Here is a 17,514-nt window from a genome sequence, read left to right on the forward strand (position 1 = left end):
CTGGCTCGTCGTGGAACGCGAGTGTCAGCGCTCTTCTTCGGAGGCGTTGTTCGCGGGAGCGGCCGTCAGTCGCTCCGTCTCGTCCTGTATCTCAGCGGCGATCTTCTTGAGTTCCGGCTCGAACTTGCGGCCGTGGTGGGCGCAGAAGAGCAGTTCTCCGCCGCTGAGCAGGACGACGCGCAGGTACGCCTGGGCGCCGCAGCGGTCGCAGCGATCGGCGGCCGTCAGCGGGCTCGCGGGGGTCAGAACAGTAGTCACGTCGCCTCTTCTCTAGCTCGACGAGCTGTCGTACCAGGGTCAACATCCAACCAGCCCGAAAACGTTCCCGCTCGTGGCTTTTCCTGGAAAAAAATCTCTCCGGGGGGCTGTCTGCTGCCGGTTGGCGGCGAATGTGCCGTATTGCGTGTCTGTGTGTCTTACGGGTTCGCGCTGTCGGTCGGGGGGTCGGTCCTCCGGCTGGCTTGCCGGTTGTTCATGAGGACGTGCCCGGAGCCTAAATGGTTCATGCCCCGAAGGGAACGTGATATGTACTTCACTCCATCGAGGGATCGAACACGCATACGACTCTGGACTAGTGTGAGTTCGGACGAGGGTGGCGTTACATCGGCTCTACCAGGCCTCGGTACCCTCTGAGCGGCGACCGAAGCCGCGCCCTTACCCAGAAGGGCCCCACTTGAAATTCAGCGAGGAGCGAACCGCGTGACCGCCGAGACGTCCGTGCCGTCCACAGCGCTGCTGGCAGCAGCAGACCGGGACGGTTCCAACTACACCGCGCGGCACCTGCTCGTCCTTGAAGGGCTCGAAGCCGTGCGCAAGCGCCCCGGCATGTACATCGGGTCCACGGACAGCCGTGGCCTGATGCACTGCCTGTGGGAGATCATCGACAACTCCGTCGACGAGGCCCTGGGCGGTTACTGCGACCACATCGAGGTGATCCTCCACGACGACGCCTCTGTGGAGGTCCGGGACAACGGCCGGGGCATCCCGGTCGACGTCGAGCCCAAGACCGGCCTCTCCGGTGTCGAGGTCGTCATGACCAAGCTGCACGCCGGCGGCAAGTTCGGCGGCGGCTCGTACGCGGCCTCCGGCGGTCTGCACGGCGTGGGCGCCTCCGTGGTGAACGCCCTGTCCGCCCGGCTGGACGTGGAGGTGGACCGCAGCGGTCACACCCACGCGATCAGCTTCCGGCGCGGCGTGCCCGGAGCCTTCGCCGCGATGGGTCCCGACGCCAAGTTCGAGGCCAAGAGTGGTCTGCGCAAGACCAAGAAGATCCCCAGGACCCGCAACGGCACACGGGTGCGGTACTGGGCCGACCGCCAGATCTTCCTCAAGGACGCCAAGCTCTCCCTGGTGGACCTGCACCAGCGCGCCCGCCAGACCGCGTTCCTGGTCCCGGGCCTGACCATCGTCGTCCGCGACGAATACGGTCTCGGGGAGGGCGGCAGCAAGGGCGAGGAGTCGTTCCGTTTCGACGGCGGCATCAGCGAGTTCTGCGAGTACCTGGCCAGCGACAAGCCGGTCTGCGACATCCTCCGCTTCTCCGGCCAGGGCAGCTTCAAGGAGACCGTCCCCGTCCTCGACGACCACGGTCAGATGACGCCCACCGAGGTCACCCGTGAACTCGGCGTGGACGTCGCCATGCGCTGGGGCACCGGCTACGACACGATCCTCAAGTCGTTCGTCAACATCATCGCCACGCCCAAGGGCGGCACCCATGTCGCCGGCTTCGAGCAGGCCGTCGCCAAGACGATGAACGAGGTGCTGCGGGCAAAGAAGCTGCTGCGTGTCGCCGAGGACGACATCGTCAAGGACGACGCCCTGGAGGGACTCACCGCGGTCGTCACCGTCCGCCTCGCCGAGCCGCAGTTCGAGGGGCAGACCAAGGAGATCCTCGGTACGTCCGCGGCCCGCAGGATCGTGAGCACCGTGATCGCCAAGGAGCTCAAGGCGTTCCTCACGTCCACCAAGCGGGATGCCGCCGCGCAGGCCCGCGTGGTCATGGAGAAGGCGGTCTCCGCCGCCCGGACGCGTATCGCCGCCCGTCAGCACAAGGACGCACAGCGCCGGAAGACCGCGCTGGAGTCCTCGTCGCTGCCCGCCAAGCTCGCCGACTGCCGCAGCGACGACGTGGACCGCAGCGAGCTGTTCATCGTCGAGGGCGACTCCGCGCTCGGTACGGCGAAGCTCGCGCGGAACTCGGAGTTCCAGGCGCTGCTGCCGATCCGGGGCAAGATCCTCAACGTTCAGAAGTCGTCCGTCACGGACATGCTGAAGAACGTCGAGTGCGGGGCGATCATCCAGGTCATAGGGGCGGGCTCCGGCCGCACCTTCGACATCGACGCGGCCCGCTACGGCAAGATCATCATGATGACCGACGCCGACGTCGACGGCTCGCACATCCGGTGCCTGCTCCTGACGCTGTTCCAGCGCTACATGCGGCCCATGGTCGAGGCCGGCCGGGTGTTCGCCGCGGTGCCCCCGCTGCACCGCATCGAGCTGGTCCAGCCGAAGAAGGGCCAGGACAAGTACGTGTACACGTACTCGGACCGGGAACTGCGCGACAAGCTCCTGGACCTCCAGAGCAAGGGGGTCCGGTACAAGGACTCCATCCAGCGGTACAAGGGTCTCGGCGAGATGGACGCCGACCAGCTGGCGGAGACGACCATGGATCCGCGGCACCGGACCCTGCGCCGGATCAAGCTCGCCGATCTGGAGGCCGCCGAGCAGGTCTTCGATCTGCTCATGGGCAACGACGTGGCACCCCGCAAGGAGTTCATCTCCGGCTCGGCGGCGACGCTGGACCGGTCGCGCATCGACGCGTAGCCGCTGCGCTCGGCGTTCACCGGGCCGCTGGGGGCGACCGAGAGCGCCTGCGGAGGGGTGCTTGGCAGGGCTGGGCCGGACGAGCCGGCCTCGGCCGAGCCGAGCCGGGGCGAGCGAGGTCGCCGGGTCGGCGCGGGCGCTGGCGCTGGCGGGGGGAGCGTTGGGTGGCCGGTCGGTTCGGCCGGCTGGCCGGGCAGGCTGGGGGCCGGGTGACTCGGCGGGCCGCGTGGAGCACGGGCAGGCCCGTGGAGCTGCGGCGCGGTCTGTGGTCGAGGCCGGTCTGTGGTGCAGGCCGGGCACGGGCAGGCCCGTGGAGCTGCGGCGCGGTCTGTGGCCGGGCCAGGATGACCGTGCGGCTCGGGGCGGGCCGCGTGGCCGTGGCCCGGGTGTGGTGAGCGGCCGAACCGGGCGGGGCCCGGCAGACCCGTGCGGGTATGGGCCTGGTGCAGGTGCCGGTCAACCAGCACCTGACCCGTGACGACCTCGCGTATGCGTCTCAAGCTGGGCCCGCCGGGCGGGTCTGTGGTTGCGCGTGTGGCGCGGACCCGGCGACAGCCGGGGATGTGCGGCCGGAGGAGCGCGCGCGAGGCTCTCGGCCGGGGCAGGGCCGGAGCGCGGCATGCGTCTCGTACGGTCCGGGCCGGCCGGGACTGCAGCGTGCCGTGCGGAGCGTGCTGTCCGCGACGCGGGGCCGTCGCCGAGCGTTCACGGCGGCTGCCGGAACGGCTGTCGGATGCCGCGCCGCAGGCTGGGGCGTCCGCCGCGGTGCCGGGCGGGCGGCGGTGGAGCACGCCGGTGTCACGGCGGCGGAGCGCCAGGCGGGCGAGACGCACCATGGGGGAGACGGAGGTGCTGGTGCTGATCGCCGACGGCCTCAACGAGCAGGAGATCGCCCGCGAGGCGCAGGTCTCCACGGCCGCCGCGAGGACTCCCATCGACAACCTCCGTGCCAGGGCGGGGCTCAAGGGCCGTGCGCGGGCCGTGCGTTACGCATACGCGAAGGGCCTGGTGCGGCCGCCGACGGGCTGAGTCACCTGATGGGGTGAAGAGCGCGGGGAGAAGAGTCGGGGATCTTCCCGTTCTGTCCATCCTTGGGCATGCAGTCAAGCAACGGGCGCCCCCGCGGAAGCGGCGGTGGGACCAAGAGTTCGGTCGACAGCCACGACGGTCGTGATCCGGTGTCCACTGAGGTGGCCGGGAGCGTGCGGTACGACGACCCCTGGTACGACGCACTCGCCTCCGGCTGGGGCGAGTCGGCCGATGGCGGGGCGTGCGTGCCCGCACAGTCGTCGGCGCGCCGGGAGGACGAGGCACCGGTCGTCGCCGCGGCCGACGTGTACCTGGAGGTGCAGCGGAGTGAGGCCTTCCAGGAGGTGCGCAGCCGGTATCGCAGGTTCGTGGTGCCGGCGGTCGCCGGGTTCCTGCTCTGGTACCTGGCCTACGTCGTGACCGCCACCACCGCGCCCGGGTTCATGGCGCGGCCCGTGTCGGGTGCCGTGAACGTGGCGATGCTGGCGGGCCTCGGACAGTTCCTCACGACCTTCCTCCTCACCTGGGCCTATGCCCGGCACGCCAGGCTGCGCCGGGACCGGGCCGCGCTCGAACTGCGGTGGGACACCCAGGAACTGACGCGTGGCGTCCGGGGCGGTGCGTCATGAAGGGCGACCATCAGACGCTGGCGTTGCTGCTGTTCAGCGTGTTCGTCGCCGTCACCCTCGCGATCACGACGTGGGTGAGTCGGCACCGGCGCGGTTCGGCGGAGGAGTTCTACGCGGGCGGACGGCTCTTCTCCCCGATGGAGAATGGTTTTGCCATCGCGGGCGACTACATGTCGGCGGCCTCCTTCCTGGGGATCTCCGGGCTCATCGCCCTCTTCGGCTACGACGGGCTGCTGTACTCGGTCGGCTTTCTCGTGGCCTGGCTCCTGGTGCTGTTCCTGGTCGCGGAACTGGTGCGCAACTGCGGGCGGTTCACGCTCGCCGACGTCGTCGCGGCCCGGATGCGCGAGCGGCCGGTGCGGATCGCGGCGGGAACTTCCTCGGTCACCGTGTCCGTTCTGTATCTGGTGGCGCAGATGGTGGGCGCGGGCAGCCTCGTCGCCCTGCTGCTCGGGCGCACCAGCGGGGCGGCCCAGGCCTGGACGGTCATCGGGGTCGGCGCGCTCATGGTGATCTACGTGTCGATGGGAGGGATGCGGGCCACCACCTGGATCCAGATCGTCAAGGCGGTCCTGCTGCTGGGCGGCACCATCACGCTGACCGTGCTCGTCCTGGTGCGGTTCCACGGCGACTTCAACCTGCTGCTGCTCACGGCGGCGGAGCGCAGCGGGCACGGCGAGGCGTTCCTCGCGCCCGGCCTGAGGTACGGCGGGGACTGGACGGCCCGGTTCGACTTCGTCAGCCTGGGGCTCGCGCTGGTGCTGGGCACGGCCGGACTGCCGCACATCCTGTCCCGCTTCTACACCGTGCCCACCGCGCGGGCCGCACGTCGTTCGGTCGTCTGGTCGATCGGGCTCATCGGCGGCTTCTACCTGATGACGATCGTCCTCGGCTTCGGCGCCGCCGCGATCGTCGGGCCGGACGCGGTACGCGGATCGAACGCGGCCGGGAACACGGCGGTCCCGCTGCTCGCGCTCGACCTGGGCGGCGGGGCGGACTCCACGGGAGGAACGGTTCTGTTCGCGATCGTCGCCGCCATCGCCTTCGCCACGATCCTCGCGGTGGTCGCCGGGATCACCCTCGCTTCCTCGGCGTCCGTGGCCCATGACCTGTACGCCTCACTGCGCCGCCGACGGGTCAAGCCGCGCAGCGAGGTGGCCGTGGCGCGGGCCGCGGCGGTCGGCATCGGAGCGGTGGCCATCGCCCTCGGCCTGCTGGCGCGGGATCTCAACGTCGCCTTCCTGGTGGGGCTCGCGTTCGCGGTCGCCGCGTCCGCCAACCTGCCGGTGCTGCTCTACTCGCTGTTCTGGCGCGGCTTCACCACGCGGGGCGCGGTCTGGTCCGTCTACGGCGGGTTGATCCCGGCCATGGTGCTCGTGGTGCTCTCACCGGTGGTGTCCGGCAGTCCCGAGTCACTCTTCCCCGGCGTCGACTTCCAGTACTTCCCGCTGCAGAACCCGGGGCTCGTCTCGATTCCGCTGGGCTTCCTCGCGGGCTGGCTCGGCACGTTCCTCTCGGCGGAACTGCCCGACGAGGCCAAGCACGCGGAGACCGAGGTGCGGTCGCTGACGGGGGCGGGGGCCGTGTAGAGGCGGCGCCTTCATCGCCGTACGGCATCCGCTCCGAGGGTCGTGGACCGTGCGCCCTCAGCGTCGTCGTACGGCGTCAGGACGCCGGTTGACACCCCCGGGCCTCGCAGCCGTATGCAGGGGCGGGCACGGTTCCTTCCCCGCCCCCACGGGCCGTGCCCTCAGGCGCGGGTCGCCCACACGTAACGGTGTTCCGGGCGGCCCGCGTCGCCGTACTTGAGTGTCAGTCTGGCCCGTCCCGTGCGCTCCAGGAGCTTCAGATAGCGCTGGGCGGTCTGGCGGCTCACGCCGGTCCGGTCGGCGATCTCCTGGGCCGACAGAGGGCCGTCGGCGTTCATCAGGGACTGGCGGACCAGTTCCGCGGTGGTGGGGGAGTGGCCTTTGGGCAGGTCGGGCTCCGACGGCGCGGACAGGGCGCCGAAGATGCGGTCCACCTCCGCCTGTTCCGCCTCTCCGCCGCCGTCGAGGGTGCGCCGCAGCTCGGCGTACGCCTCCAGCTTGGCCCGCAGGCCCGCGAAGGCGAACGGCTTGACCAGGTACTGGAGCGCGCCCTGCCGCATCGCCGCCTGCACGGTCGAGATGTCCCGCGCCGCCGTCACCATGATCACGTCGGACTGGTGGCCGCGCCGGCGCATCTCCTGGACGACCGTGAGTCCCGTCTCGTCGGGCAGGTAGTGGTCCATGAGGACGAGATCCACGTGCGGCAGCGACTCCAGCCGGCGCAGGGCCTCCGCCGCGCTGTGCGCCTCGCCGGCCACGTGGAAACCCGGCACCTTCTCCACGTAGGCGGCGTTGACGCGCGCCACCCGGATGTCGTCGTCGACGACCAGGACCTCGATCAACACGACTCCTCCTCGGCGCCGGGCTGCGCGGCTCGCGGTGTGGTCAGGACGGGTTCCGGCGCCGGCCCGGTCAGGGCGTCGGGCAGGACGACGGTGAACTCCGCGCCACCGCCGCTCGCCTCGCCGACGGTCGCGCTGCCACCCTGCCGTTCGGCGAGTCTGCGGACCAGGGGCAGTCCGATGCCGCGCTCGCGATGAGCGGGCGGCTTCTTCGTGGACCATCCCTCGGTGAAGATCAACTCGCGGAGTTCCACCGGGATCCCCGGCCCGGTGTCGCGCACCCGCAGGACGGCGGTGCGGCCCTCCGCGCGCAGTTCGACCTCCACGCGCGCGTGCGGGGTGCCCGCGACGGCGTCCAGCGCGTTGTCCACCAGGTTGCCGAGGATCGTGACGAGTCCGCCGGGATCGACCAGCCGGTCCGGCAGCCGGGTCCGGTCGGAGACGCCCAGCGCCACTCCACGCTCGGCCGCGACGGTCGCCTTGCCGACCAGGAGAGCGGCGAGCAGCGGGTCCTGAATCTTCTCGGTGACCTGTTCCGCCGTCGCACGGTCGTCGCCGACGACCTCGCCGACGAACTCCACCGCGTCGTCGTACAGCTCCAGTTCGATCAGCCCGAGGAGCGTGTGCATACGGTTGGCGTGCTCGTGGTCCTGGGCGCGCAGGGCGTCGATCAGGCCGCGCGTGGAGTCGAGTTCCCGGCTCAGCTGCTCCAGCTCGGTGCGGTCGCGCAGGGTGACGACGGCACCCCCGTCGTCGGTGGGCATGCGGTTGGCGACCAGTACCCGCTGGCCGCGCACGGTGAGCAGGTCGGTGCCCGTCACCCGGCCCGCCAGGACGTCGGCCGTACGGCCCTGACCGAGCGCCTCGTCGGGGGAGCGGCCGACGGCCTCGTTCCCGATGCCGAGCAGCCGCTGCGCCTCGTCGTTGAGCAGGCGGACGCGGCCCGTGCGGTCCAGGGCGACGACGCCCTCCCGGATGCCGTGCAGCATCGCCTCGCGCTCCGCGAGCAGCCCCGAGATGTCCGAGAAGGCGAGGTCCCGGGTCTGCCGCTGGACCCGGCGGGAGATGAGCCAGGCGGCCAGCGCGCCGACGGCCAGCGCACCCCCGGCGTACGCGAACAGCCCGGGGATCGCGTGGATCAGCCGCGCCCGCACGCTGTCGTACGCGATGCCGACCGAGACCGCGCCGACGATCTGCCCCTCGCTGTCACGCAGCGGTACCTTGCCGCGGGCGGAGCGGCCCAGGGTGCCGCTGTCGATCTCCATGACCTCCCTGCCGGCGAGTGCCTGGCCGGGGTCGGTCGAGACGGTCCTGCCGACCTGGTCGGGGGTGGGGTGCGACCAGCGCACCCCCCGCCAGTCCATCACCACGACGTACTCGGCCTGGGTGGCCCGGCGGATCCGTTCCGCCTCCCGCTGGACCGGTCCGTCGGCCGTCGGGGGCGTGTCCGTCACCTCCTCCGCGATCCGCGGCTGGGCGGCGGTGGTCTGCGCGATGGCCAGCGCGCGGCGCATCGCCTGGTCGTCCAGCTGGTCGCTGAGCGGTGCGAGGAACAGCCCGGTCGCGAGCACCGCGACTCCCGCGGCGATCGCCAGCTGCATCAGCAGCACCTGCGAGAACATGCGCCGCGGCAGTCCGAGGCGCAGGCGGCGGGCGGGGGCGGTGGGGCTCATACCCATGACGGTACGTGGACGCGCCGGTGCTGCCGCAGGGTGTGTGGCATGGATTACTTGATCAACACCTGAGACGTCCGGCGGGTCCGCTGTGCGGAATCGGTCCCGCCCTGCGGCAGCGGTCCCGTCGAAGGGACGAGACGGGCCGTGGTTCCGGTCAACGCGGGTGGGGCGCGAACACGACTGAGTGAGTTTCGGCCATCCCGCCACAACGGACTCTGGAACACCAGTAGCGTGATCTCCCACCACTGTGCCCAGACCTTCTGTTCCTAAGGACCGGTACCTTTGAAGATCGTGCGCCGCATCGGTGTGCCTCCGAGCGCCCGAGGCAGTAACTCAGGAGCTACCTGCCCGGACGTGTTCGAGCTGAGTGACGGCAATTTCGCCGTCATCGGCACCGAGGCCACCGAGGCGCTGGAGCGCGAACTCCCCGCCGATGCCGCCCGCGCCGACTACGAGCGCATCGTCATCGTCAGCCGGGAGACCCTGATTCGCGCCAAGGCGGACATCCCCGACGCCTGATCCAGCGGGCACGCGTCCACCTCCGGACGCGTGCCGTGAAGCCTTCCCGGCCGCACAGAACCGCTGAGCGCACCGGGCCCCGCCCCGCGAGCAGTCCGTCACCGCGTCCCTGCTCGACCATCACCCGATGAGGCCTGGCGCCGGAACGGCACCAGGCCACACGCGTGTCAGGCGGCCTCCGGGACCGCCACCGGCGCCCCCGGCCCCACATACCGCGCCACCGGCCTGATGATCTTCGAGTCCGCCGCCTGTTCCAGAATGTTGGCGCTCCAGCCCACCACGCGCCCCGCCGCGAACGTGGGGGTGAACATCTCGCGCGGCAGACCGCACAGCTCCATGACCACACCGGCGTAGAACTCGACGTTGGTGTGCAGCTCCCTGCCCGGCTTCAGTTCGGCGAGGATCCGCTCGACCCGGCGCTCGACCTCCACGGCGAAGTCGGCACGCGGACCGCCGAACCGCTGGGCGATCTCGCGGAGCATCCGGGAGCGGGGGTCCTCCGTGCGGTAGATCGCGTGCCCGAAGCCCATGACGCGCTCGCCGGCCAGCACCCGTGCGCGGATCCAGGAGTCGATGCGGTCGGGTGTGCCGATCGCGTCCAGGGTGTCCAGCGCCCGGCTGGGCGCGCCTCCGTGCAGCGGGCCGGACAGCGCCCCCACGGCCCCCACGAGGCACGCCGCCACGTCGGCGCCGGTCGACGCGATGACCCGCGCGGTGAAGGTTGACGCATTGAATCCGTGATCAATGGTTGAGATCAAGTACTGCTCGATCGCCCGGGCCCGCTGCGGTTCCGGCTCGGAACCCGTCAGCATGTACAGGTAGTTGGCGGCGTACGTGAGATCCTCGCGCGGCTCCACCGGATCGAGCCCCCGGCCCAGTCGGTGCAGTGCCGCGAGCAGGGTCGGTACGGCCGCGGCGGCGACGAGGGTGTCCTGCCGGCGCCGGTCCGCGTCGAGGTCGTACACCGGGCGGAAGCCCTTCGCCGCACCGAGCAGCGACAGCGCCGTACGCATCCCCGCGAGCGGTCCGGAGCCCCCACCCGCCGCGGCCACGGCGGGCAGCGCGGCGCGCACCCCGGCGGGCAGCCGGCGCAGCGCGGCGGTCTCGGCGGCGAAGGCGGCGGAACGTGTGGCGTCGGGCAGGTCGCCGTGGACCAGGAGATGCCAGACGTCCTCGAATCCCCGGGTCCGCGCGAGTTCGACGGCCGAGTACTGGCGGTAGTGGTAGAAGCCCTCGGCTCCCCGGACGTCACCGATCTCGGTATCGGTGACGACGACTCCCGCGAGCCCCCTCGGTACATCGATGAGAGCGCCTGTTGACCTGTTGACGGACATGATTCCTCCCTGGACTTGATTTGACTGTCCATGATTGACTGAATCGGTGTCAATGTTGATTGAATCAATACAGGCGAATCAATATGCCGAGCTGCGGATACGGTGACGTCCTATGCGTGATCACGAACCCCTCCCCGGTCCCGCCGGGCCCCGGCTGACCACCAAGGAAGCCGCCGAGCTGCTGGGCGTGAAGCCCGAGACCGTGTACGCCTACGTCAGCCGCGGCCAGCTCGGCAGCCGGCGTGCGCCCGGCGGCCGGGGCAGCACCTTCGACGCCGAGGAGGTGGAGGCGCTCGCCCGGCGCAACCGCCGGGAGGGCGGCGGGAACGCGGGCTCCGGCGGCGAGCTGTCCGTACGGACCCGCATCACGCTCATCGACACCGACCGCTACTACTTCCGGGGCGTCGACGCGACCGAGCTGGCCGCACGCCACTCCTACGAAGAGGTCGCCGAGTGGCTGTGGACCGGGCGGCTGCGTCCCGGCATCACCTTCACGGCACCCGACTCCGTCGTCACCGCCGCCCGCCGCGCCGTCGACGCGCTGCCCGAACACACCGCGCCCACCGACCGGCTGCGGGTCGCGGCGGTCGCCGCGGCGGCCGCCGACCCGCTGCGCTTCGACCTGTCCGAGGAAGCCGTGCTCGGTACGGCACGCACCCTGATCCCCACCCTGGTCGCCGCCCTGCCCCCGGCCCGGCACGACCATCGTGAGGGCGGCCCGCTGGCGCACCGGCTGTGGACCCGCCTCAGCGGGCGACCCGCCGACGAGGCGTGCCTGCGCGTCCTGGACACGGCGCTCGCCCTGCTCATCGACCACGACCTCGCGGCCTCCACCCTCGCCGTGCGCGTCGCCGCGTCGGCCCGCGCGCACGCCTACGCGGCCGTCTCCGCCGGGCTCGGCGTGATCGAGGGCCCTCTGCACGGCGCGGCCAGCGGACTGGCCCACAAGCTGCTGCTCGACGTCCTCGACCAGGGCGAAGCGGCCCCCGTGATCGCGGACGAGCTGCGGTCCGGCCGGCGCATCCCCGGACTCGGGCACCGGCTCTACCCCGGTGAGGACCCGCGCGCGCGGGTCCTCTTCGCCCTCCTGGAGGACATCCCCAAGGCGGCGCCCGCCCTCGCCGCGGCCCGCGACATCGTGGACACCACGGCCCGGCACGCTCCGCTGCACGCCAACGTCGACCTGGCCCTGGCCGTACTCACCGCCTCCTGCGGCATGCCCGCCACGGCGGGCGAGACGATCTTCGCGGTGGCCCGTACGGCGGGCTGGATCGCCCATGCCCTGGAGGAGTACGGGGAGCGCCCGCTGCGCATGCGTCCCAGCGGCCACTACGTGGGCCCCAGGCCGCCCCAGCCACTCCCGGAGTAGGACACACGCCCGGCCGGAAGTCGTCCTGGCTCAAGTCAGGTTAGGCTCACCTCCGTGAGTACGTGCTCAACCGTCTCGCGGGACTCCGACGAGCCCGTTTCCGGAACAGCGGCCACGGCGACGACCTGGCTGCTGCTGGAACAGTCCGGTCCCTGGGGTGCCAAGGCGCTCACGTCGAGCCACCTGGACCCCGTGCTCGGCCGTGCCCTGGAGGCGGCCGCGAAGGGCACGGGCGTACGCGTGGTGCTCATCCGGCGCCCCGGGCGGCACGCCGACGGCGGTACGGCGGCCACGCGCCAGGTGTACGCGGCGCACACCGTGCCCGGGAACGTGTGGCTGCGCTCGGCCACGACCCGAGATCCGCGTCGGCTCCTCGACGTCGACCTCGCCGCGCTCGGCCGAGGCGACCACGGCAGCTTCGACGCGGCGCTCGACGGGCGGCCCCACACCGGCGATCCACTCGCGCTGGTGTGCACCAACGGCAAGCGCGACCGCTGCTGCGCCCTCCTCGGCCGCCCGCTCGCGGCCGAGCTGGCCGCCTCCGGCGTCGAGGGCGTCTGGGAGGTCACCCATCTGGGTGGACATCGCTTCTCGCCGACGCTGCTCGTGCTGCCGTACGGCTACGCCTACGGCCGGGCCGAGGCCCATGCCGTCAAGGAGGTCCTGCACGGCGCGCGGGAGGGACGGATCGTCGTGGAGGGGTGCCGGGGGAACTCGGCCTGGGAACGGCCCGGCCAGGCGGCAGAGCTGGCCGTGCGCAAGGCGGTGGGCGAGTACACGGCGGACACGCTGGCCGTGGTCCGCACGCACTGCGCCGCGCCGGGCTGGGAGGTGACCGTCGGACACACCGACGGACGCCGCTGGCGTGTGGTCGTGGCCCAGGGCGCGTCACAGCCGCCCCGCCCGGAGAGCTGCGGGGCCTTGGTGCTCGGCTCGCCCGCGCGGATGGACGTGGTGGCGGTGCGCGAGCTGCGGACCGTGACGGCGCTCGCCGGCTGAGGACCACGAAGGCGCTCGCCGGCTGAGGTCCCTGACGTTCCTCGCGGGCTGTCTCGGTGCGGTCAGTCGGCCGGCGGGTTGCCGACGACCCACCACTCGTCCGTGTCGGCCTCGTCGAGGTCCCTGACGAGACCGTCGACCATGTGCCCCAGCCGAGCTTCCGAAGACGACTCGTTCAGGGTGGCGCGCATGTGCCGCGAGGCCTCCCAGTACTCGCGGAACACCGGACTCTGGAAGAACTCCCGCAGGTGCCGGTACAGCTGCTCCCGGTCCAGACTTCCCGCCTGGTGAAGGTGGTAGAGGTGGGCGTACCAGGCGTTGGCATAGAAGAACTGGCGGCGCCTCTCCGCCGGGATGCTCTTGTCGTAGGTGTCGATGACCGCGGCGAGGGAGGGATCGTCGATCGCCCGGACCAGCAACTCCCACTGCATGCGCTGCTGATGGGTCAGAGCCTTGCGGCGGATCGCCAACTCCTCGAGTTCCACGCGCCGCTCGTGCAGACGCGCCTGCTCCGACCGGCGTTGACGCGCTGCCCACGTCATGGTGGCGGTGGCAGCCAGGAGAGTGAGCGCGGCGGAGCCCAGCCTCTCCGCAGAGTACTTCCGTGTGGCCATGTCAACCCCCGAATCAGGCGGCCGTCCGCCGGTCGTCGGGGTGCGGGTCGACGGTAGGGGACCGGCGAGCGGTGGGCGGCGCTTGCCGTCTCCCAGAGTGCCGAGCGGCTCTGATCGGCGGGGGAGGCGGAGAGGAGGCGCACGGAGGGAAGCGAGGGTCGCACGAACCGGCGCCTTGTCCCACGTCTGCCCCTGAAATGCTGCGAACAATCGTTCACTTCGCGGTAATTCTTCCGGCTCGTATCCTGGGTGGGCATTCAATTCTCGTACGTGTGCAGGGCGGCAGTCCGGCGCACGCGGCGGCGTGAGAGAGGTAGCGCGTTGAGTGGAAGCCCGCGGGAGATCCCGGTCGTCGTGCTTGCCGGATTCCTGGGTTCCGGCAAGACCACCCTCCTCAACCATCTCCTCCATCACAGCGGTGGCAGCCGGATCGGCGCCCTCGTCAACGACTTCGGTGCCATCGAGATCGACGCGATGGCCGTGGCGGGCGCGCTCGGCGACTCCACCGTCTCGCTGGGCAACGGGTGCCTGTGCTGTGCCGTGGACGCCGGTGAACTCGACGTCTACCTGGAGCGGCTCGCCCGGCCCGCCGCCGGGATCGACGTCATCGTGATCGAGGCCAGCGGGCTCGCCGAGCCCCAGGAACTCGTGCGCATGGTGCTCGCCAGCGAGCATCCGGGGATCGTGTACGGCGGCCTCGTCGAAGTCGTCGACGCCGCCGAGTTCGACGACACCCGGGCCAGACACCCGGAGATCGACCGGCACCTCGCCCTCGCCGACCTGGTCGTCGTCAACAAACTCGACCGGGCCGACGACGGTGAGCGCGTCCTCCAGCTGGTCCGGTCCCTCGTCGACCGCGCCGCCGTCGTACCCACCGATCACGGCCGGGTCGACCCCGAGTTCCTCTTCGACTGCCGGCCGAGCGAGGAGCGCGTCGGGCAGCTGTCCTTCGACGATCTGCACGACCACACCGAGGACGACGAGCACCGGGCGCACCTGCACTCCGGCTACGACAGCCTGTCCTTCAGCTCCGAAGACCCCCTGGACCCGCGCCGGTTGATGCGGTTCCTGGACAGCAGGCCCGAAGGGCTGTACCGGATCAAGGGGTACGTCGACTTCGGGCCGTACGACTCCCGCAACCGCTATGCCGTGCACGCCGTCGGGCGGTTCCTCCGGTTCTACCCGCAGCCCTGGGGCTCCGCCGACGCCCGCCTCACCCAGCTCGTGCTCATCGGCTCCGGTATCGACGCGGCCGCCCTCGGCAAGGAGCTGGAGGCGTGCACGAGCGACGCCCCACACGCCGACGAGCACGGCATGTGGGGCGTCCTGCGCTACGTACGGGACCCCGACGACCGGGACTCCGACGACCGGGACCCGGATGATCGGGACCCCGACGGCCGGGATCCGGGCGACGAGGATTCCGGCGCCTACGATCCGGTCGGCCGGGATCCCGGGGTGCGGGATCCCGGGGACGCGTCGGCCTAGACCGGTCCCGCCACCACGGCCACCGTCTTCGGCAGCGACACGCCCGAACCGTCACGGCGCGGGTCCATCTCCGGGAGCTCGGCCGGCGTGCCGTTCTTCTGTGCCGCCTTGGCCGGAGTGGCGCCGGCCCAGGCCAGGGACAGGCAGTCCTCGCCCTTGAGGAACCGCTGGCAGCGGACACCGCCGGTGGCGCGGCCCTTGCGCGGGTACTGGTCGAACGGGGTCAGCTTGGCCGTCGTCTGGACGGAGTCGTCCAGCGTGCCGCGTGAGCCGGCGACCGTGAAGACGACCGCCTCGGCGGCCGGGTCGACGGCCGTGAAGGAGATGACCTTGGCCCCCTCCGTCAGCTTGATGCCTGCCACGCCTCCCGCCGGACGGCCCTGCGGGCGGACCTGCGACGCCTGGTAGCGCAGCAGCTGGGCGTCGTCCGTGATGAAGACCAGGTCCTCCTCACCGGTGCGCAGTTCGACCGCGCCGACGATCCGGTCGCCCTCCTTGAGGGTGATGACCTCCAGCTCGCCCTTGTTGGTCGGATAGTCGGGCACCACCCGCTTGACGATGCCCTGTTCGGTACCGATCGCCAGACCGGGGGACGACTCGTCGAGCGTGGTCAGACAGATCACCGTCTCGTCCCCCTCCAGGGAGACGAACTCCGCCATCGGGGCGCCGCCGGAGAGGTTCGGCGCAGCGGCCGTGTCCGGGAGCTGGGGCAGGTCGACGACGTTCACCCGCAGCAGGCGTCCGGCGGACGTCACCACGCCGATCTCGCCGCGCGCGGTGGCCGGCACGGCCGAGACGATCACGTCGTGCTTGGTGCGCCTGGCGTCGGCGTCCTGCGGGAACGGCTCGCCGTTCGCCGTACGGGCCAGCAGACCCGTCGAGGACAGCAGCACCCGGCACGGGTCGTCCGCCACCTGGAGCGGAACGGCGGCGGCCGAGGCAGCGGCCGACTCCAGCAGGACCGTACGCCGCTCGGTGCCGAACTTCTTGGCCACCGCGGCCAGTTCGGCGGAGACCAGCTTGCGCAGCTCGGCGTCCGACTCCAGGATCCGGGTCAGCTCCGCGATCTCCTCGTTGAGCCGCTCCTTCTCCGCGTCCAGTTCGATGCGGTCGTACCGGGTGAGGCGGCGCAGGGGCGTGTCGAGGATGTACTGGGTCTGGATGTCCGAGAGCGAGAAGTGCTCGATGAGGCGTTCCTTCGCCTGCGCGGAGTTCTCGCTGGAGCGGATGAGGCGGATCACCTCGTCGATGTCGATCAGCGCGGTGAGCAGGCCCTCGACCAGGTGCAGTCGGTCACGCCGCTTGGTACGGCGGAACTCGCTGCGGCGGCGTACGACCTCGAAGCGGTGGTCGAGGTAGACCTCCAGAAGCTCCTTGAGGCCCAGGGTGAGGGGCTGGCCGTCCACCAGCGCCACGTTGTTGACGCCGAAGGACTCCTCCATGGGCGTCAGCTTGTAGAGCTGCTCCAGGACGGCCTCCGGCACGAAGCCGTTCTTGACCTCGATGACCAGACGCAGGCCGTGCGCGCGGTCGGTGAGGTCCTTCACGTCGGCGATGCCCTGCAGCTTCTTCGAGCCGACCAGGTCCTTGATCTTGGCGATCACCTTCTCCGGACCGACCGTGAAGGGCAGCTCGGTGACGACGAGGCCCTTGCGGCGCGCCGTCACGTTCTCCACCGACACCGTCGCGCGGATCTTGAAGGTGCCGCGGCCCGTCGCGTACGCGTCGCGGATGCCGGTCAGGCCCACGATGCGGCCGCCGGTGGGCAGGTCGGGGCCCGGGATGTGCCTCATCAGGGCGTCCAGATCCGCGTTCGGGAAGCGGATCAGGTGGCGGGCGGCCGCGATGACCTCGCCGAGGTTGTGCGGCGGCATGTTCGTCGCCATGCCGACCGCGATGCCCGACGCGCCGTTCACCAGGAGGTTGGGGAAGGCGGCGGGCAGTGCCGCCGGCTCCTGCTCCTGGCCGTCGTAGTTGGGGGCGAAGTCGACGGTGTCCTCGTCGATGGACTCCGTCATCAGGCTCGCGGCCTGGGCCGCGCGGCACTCGGTGTACCGCATGGCGGCCGGCGGGTCGTCGTTGCCCAGCGAGCCGAAGTTGCCGTGGCCGTCGACCAACGGGACACGCATGGAGAAGGGCTGGGCCATGCGCACCAGCGCGTCGTAGATCGACGCGTCGCCGTGCGGGTGCAGCTTGCCCATGACCTCGCCGACGACGCGGGCGCACTTCACATAGCCGCGGTCGGGGCGCAGGCCCATCTCGTTCATCTGGTACACGATGCGGCGGTGCACCGGCTTCAGGCCGTCCCGGGCGTCCGGCAGGGCGCGGGAGTAGATGACCGAGTACGCGTACTCGAGGTACGAGCCCTTCATCTCGTCCACGACGTCGATGTCGAGGATCCGCTCCTCGTACGAGTCGTCGGGCGGCGGGGTCTTCGTGCTGCGGCGGGCCATCGCTGCCGGCTCCTCCTGTTTGCTGGTCGCTCGCCTACGGGGTGCTCAAGTCGGTGTCGACAGGGCGGCCGTGCTCAGCCCTGCGGGCCTTCGCGCGATCGCCCTCTCGACACCGACGCGCCCCTCCGGCTCACTCTTGCTTGCTGAAGCGTG

Annotated in this window: 14 protein-coding genes; 8 read left to right on the forward strand and 6 right to left on the reverse strand. The window is 71.1% G+C overall.

Features of this window, described 5'->3' with window-relative positions; genetic code table 11:
- Positions 1-24: 24 nt before the first annotated feature.
- Entirely contained in the window at positions 25-258 is a 234-nt protein-coding gene (locus ACWD0J_RS20460) for a DUF7455 domain-containing protein (RefSeq protein WP_286065160.1), read from the reverse strand.
- 441 nt (positions 259-699) lie between these two features.
- On the opposite strand from ACWD0J_RS20460, the gene ACWD0J_RS20465 reads away from it, so the two are divergent.
- The 4 genes from ACWD0J_RS20465 to ACWD0J_RS20480 all read left to right on the forward strand — a co-directional run bounded on the left by ACWD0J_RS20465 (position 700) and on the right by ACWD0J_RS20480 (position 6,070).
- Complete coding sequence (locus ACWD0J_RS20465; RefSeq protein ID WP_451497227.1) at positions 700-2,823, forward strand: DNA gyrase/topoisomerase IV subunit B; 2,124 nt, start codon at positions 700-702, stop codon at positions 2,821-2,823.
- A gap of 834 nt (positions 2,824-3,657) precedes the next feature.
- Entirely contained in the window at positions 3,658-3,852 is a 195-nt protein-coding gene (locus tag ACWD0J_RS20470) for a LuxR C-terminal-related transcriptional regulator (RefSeq protein ID WP_451497228.1), read from the forward strand.
- Between the two features lie 68 nt (positions 3,853-3,920).
- The gene (locus ACWD0J_RS20475) at positions 3,921-4,481 is read left to right on the forward strand and encodes a DUF485 domain-containing protein (protein WP_451497229.1); all 561 of its coding nucleotides are present in this window, start codon (positions 3,921-3,923) and stop codon (positions 4,479-4,481) included.
- Positions 4,478-6,070: a solute symporter family protein gene (locus ACWD0J_RS20480; RefSeq protein WP_451497230.1), complete on the forward strand. Its 1,593-nt coding sequence runs from the start codon at positions 4,478-4,480 to the stop codon at positions 6,068-6,070. The genes ACWD0J_RS20475 and ACWD0J_RS20480 overlap by 4 nt, the downstream gene beginning before the upstream one ends.
- 161 nt (positions 6,071-6,231) lie before the next feature.
- On the opposite strand, the gene ACWD0J_RS20485 is transcribed toward ACWD0J_RS20480, so the two are convergent.
- Positions 6,232-6,912, reverse strand: a complete 681-nt coding sequence (locus ACWD0J_RS20485) for a response regulator (RefSeq protein WP_451497272.1) — start codon at positions 6,910-6,912, stop codon at positions 6,232-6,234.
- Positions 6,909-8,585, reverse strand: coding sequence for a sensor histidine kinase (locus tag ACWD0J_RS20490; protein WP_451497231.1), 1,677 nt, complete (start codon positions 8,583-8,585; stop codon positions 6,909-6,911). Before ACWD0J_RS20490 ends, ACWD0J_RS20485 begins: the two co-directional genes overlap by 4 nt.
- A gap of 285 nt (positions 8,586-8,870) precedes the next feature.
- On the opposite strand from ACWD0J_RS20490, the gene ACWD0J_RS20495 reads away from it, so the two are divergent.
- Entirely contained in the window at positions 8,871-9,107 is a 237-nt protein-coding gene (locus ACWD0J_RS20495) for a hypothetical protein (protein WP_356762644.1), read from the forward strand.
- Between the two features lie 167 nt (positions 9,108-9,274).
- Here the strand turns inward: ACWD0J_RS20495 and ACWD0J_RS20500 are convergent, their stop codons facing one another.
- Complete coding sequence (locus ACWD0J_RS20500; RefSeq protein WP_451497232.1) at positions 9,275-10,441, reverse strand: citrate synthase/methylcitrate synthase; 1,167 nt, start codon at positions 10,439-10,441, stop codon at positions 9,275-9,277.
- A gap of 112 nt (positions 10,442-10,553) precedes the next feature.
- Here ACWD0J_RS20500 and ACWD0J_RS20505 point away from each other — a divergent pair, with 112 nt between their 5' ends.
- On the forward strand, positions 10,554-11,810 hold the full coding sequence (locus ACWD0J_RS20505; protein WP_451497233.1) for a citrate synthase: 1,257 nt from the start codon (positions 10,554-10,556) through the stop codon (positions 11,808-11,810).
- 54 nt (positions 11,811-11,864) lie between these two features.
- Complete coding sequence (locus tag ACWD0J_RS20510) at positions 11,865-12,809, forward strand: sucrase ferredoxin (RefSeq protein WP_451497234.1); 945 nt, start codon at positions 11,865-11,867, stop codon at positions 12,807-12,809.
- Between the two features lie 62 nt (positions 12,810-12,871).
- On the opposite strand, the gene ACWD0J_RS20515 is transcribed toward ACWD0J_RS20510, so the two are convergent.
- Positions 12,872-13,351, reverse strand: coding sequence for a DUF6082 family protein (locus ACWD0J_RS20515; protein WP_451497235.1), 480 nt, complete (start codon positions 13,349-13,351; stop codon positions 12,872-12,874).
- A gap of 393 nt (positions 13,352-13,744) precedes the next feature.
- Here ACWD0J_RS20515 and ACWD0J_RS20520 point away from each other — a divergent pair, with 393 nt between their 5' ends.
- A complete protein-coding gene (locus ACWD0J_RS20520; protein ID WP_451497236.1) occupies positions 13,745-14,908 on the forward strand; it encodes a CobW family GTP-binding protein in 1,164 nt (387 codons plus the stop codon).
- On the opposite strand, the gene ACWD0J_RS20525 is transcribed toward ACWD0J_RS20520, so the two are convergent.
- Positions 14,905-17,361, reverse strand: a complete 2,457-nt coding sequence (locus ACWD0J_RS20525) for a DNA gyrase/topoisomerase IV subunit A (RefSeq protein WP_451497237.1) — start codon at positions 17,359-17,361, stop codon at positions 14,905-14,907. The genes ACWD0J_RS20520 and ACWD0J_RS20525 overlap by 4 nt on opposite strands.
- Between the last annotated feature and the right edge of the window lie 153 nt (positions 17,362-17,514).

Source organism: Streptomyces sp. NPDC003011 (assembly GCF_053591515.1).

Coding starts and splice junctions, on each gene's coding strand:
- ACWD0J_RS20515 (WP_451497235.1), bottom strand. CDS start 13,351: ATGACGTGGGCAGCGCGTCAACGCCGGTCGGAGCAGGCGCGTCTGCAC.
- ACWD0J_RS20470 (WP_451497228.1), top strand. CDS start 3,658: ATGGGGGAGACGGAGGTGCTGGTGCTGATCGCCGACGGCCTCAACGAG.
- ACWD0J_RS20500 (WP_451497232.1), bottom strand. CDS start 10,441: ATGTCCGTCAACAGGTCAACAGGCGCTCTCATCGATGTACCGAGGGGG.
- ACWD0J_RS20480 (WP_451497230.1), top strand. CDS start 4,478: ATGAAGGGCGACCATCAGACGCTGGCGTTGCTGCTGTTCAGCGTGTTC.
- ACWD0J_RS20525 (WP_451497237.1), bottom strand. CDS start 17,361: ATGGCCCGCCGCAGCACGAAGACCCCGCCGCCCGACGACTCGTACGAG.
- ACWD0J_RS20505 (WP_451497233.1), top strand. CDS start 10,554: ATGCGTGATCACGAACCCCTCCCCGGTCCCGCCGGGCCCCGGCTGACC.
- ACWD0J_RS20475 (WP_451497229.1), top strand. CDS start 3,921: ATGCAGTCAAGCAACGGGCGCCCCCGCGGAAGCGGCGGTGGGACCAAG.
- ACWD0J_RS20490 (WP_451497231.1), bottom strand. CDS start 8,585: ATGAGCCCCACCGCCCCCGCCCGCCGCCTGCGCCTCGGACTGCCGCGG.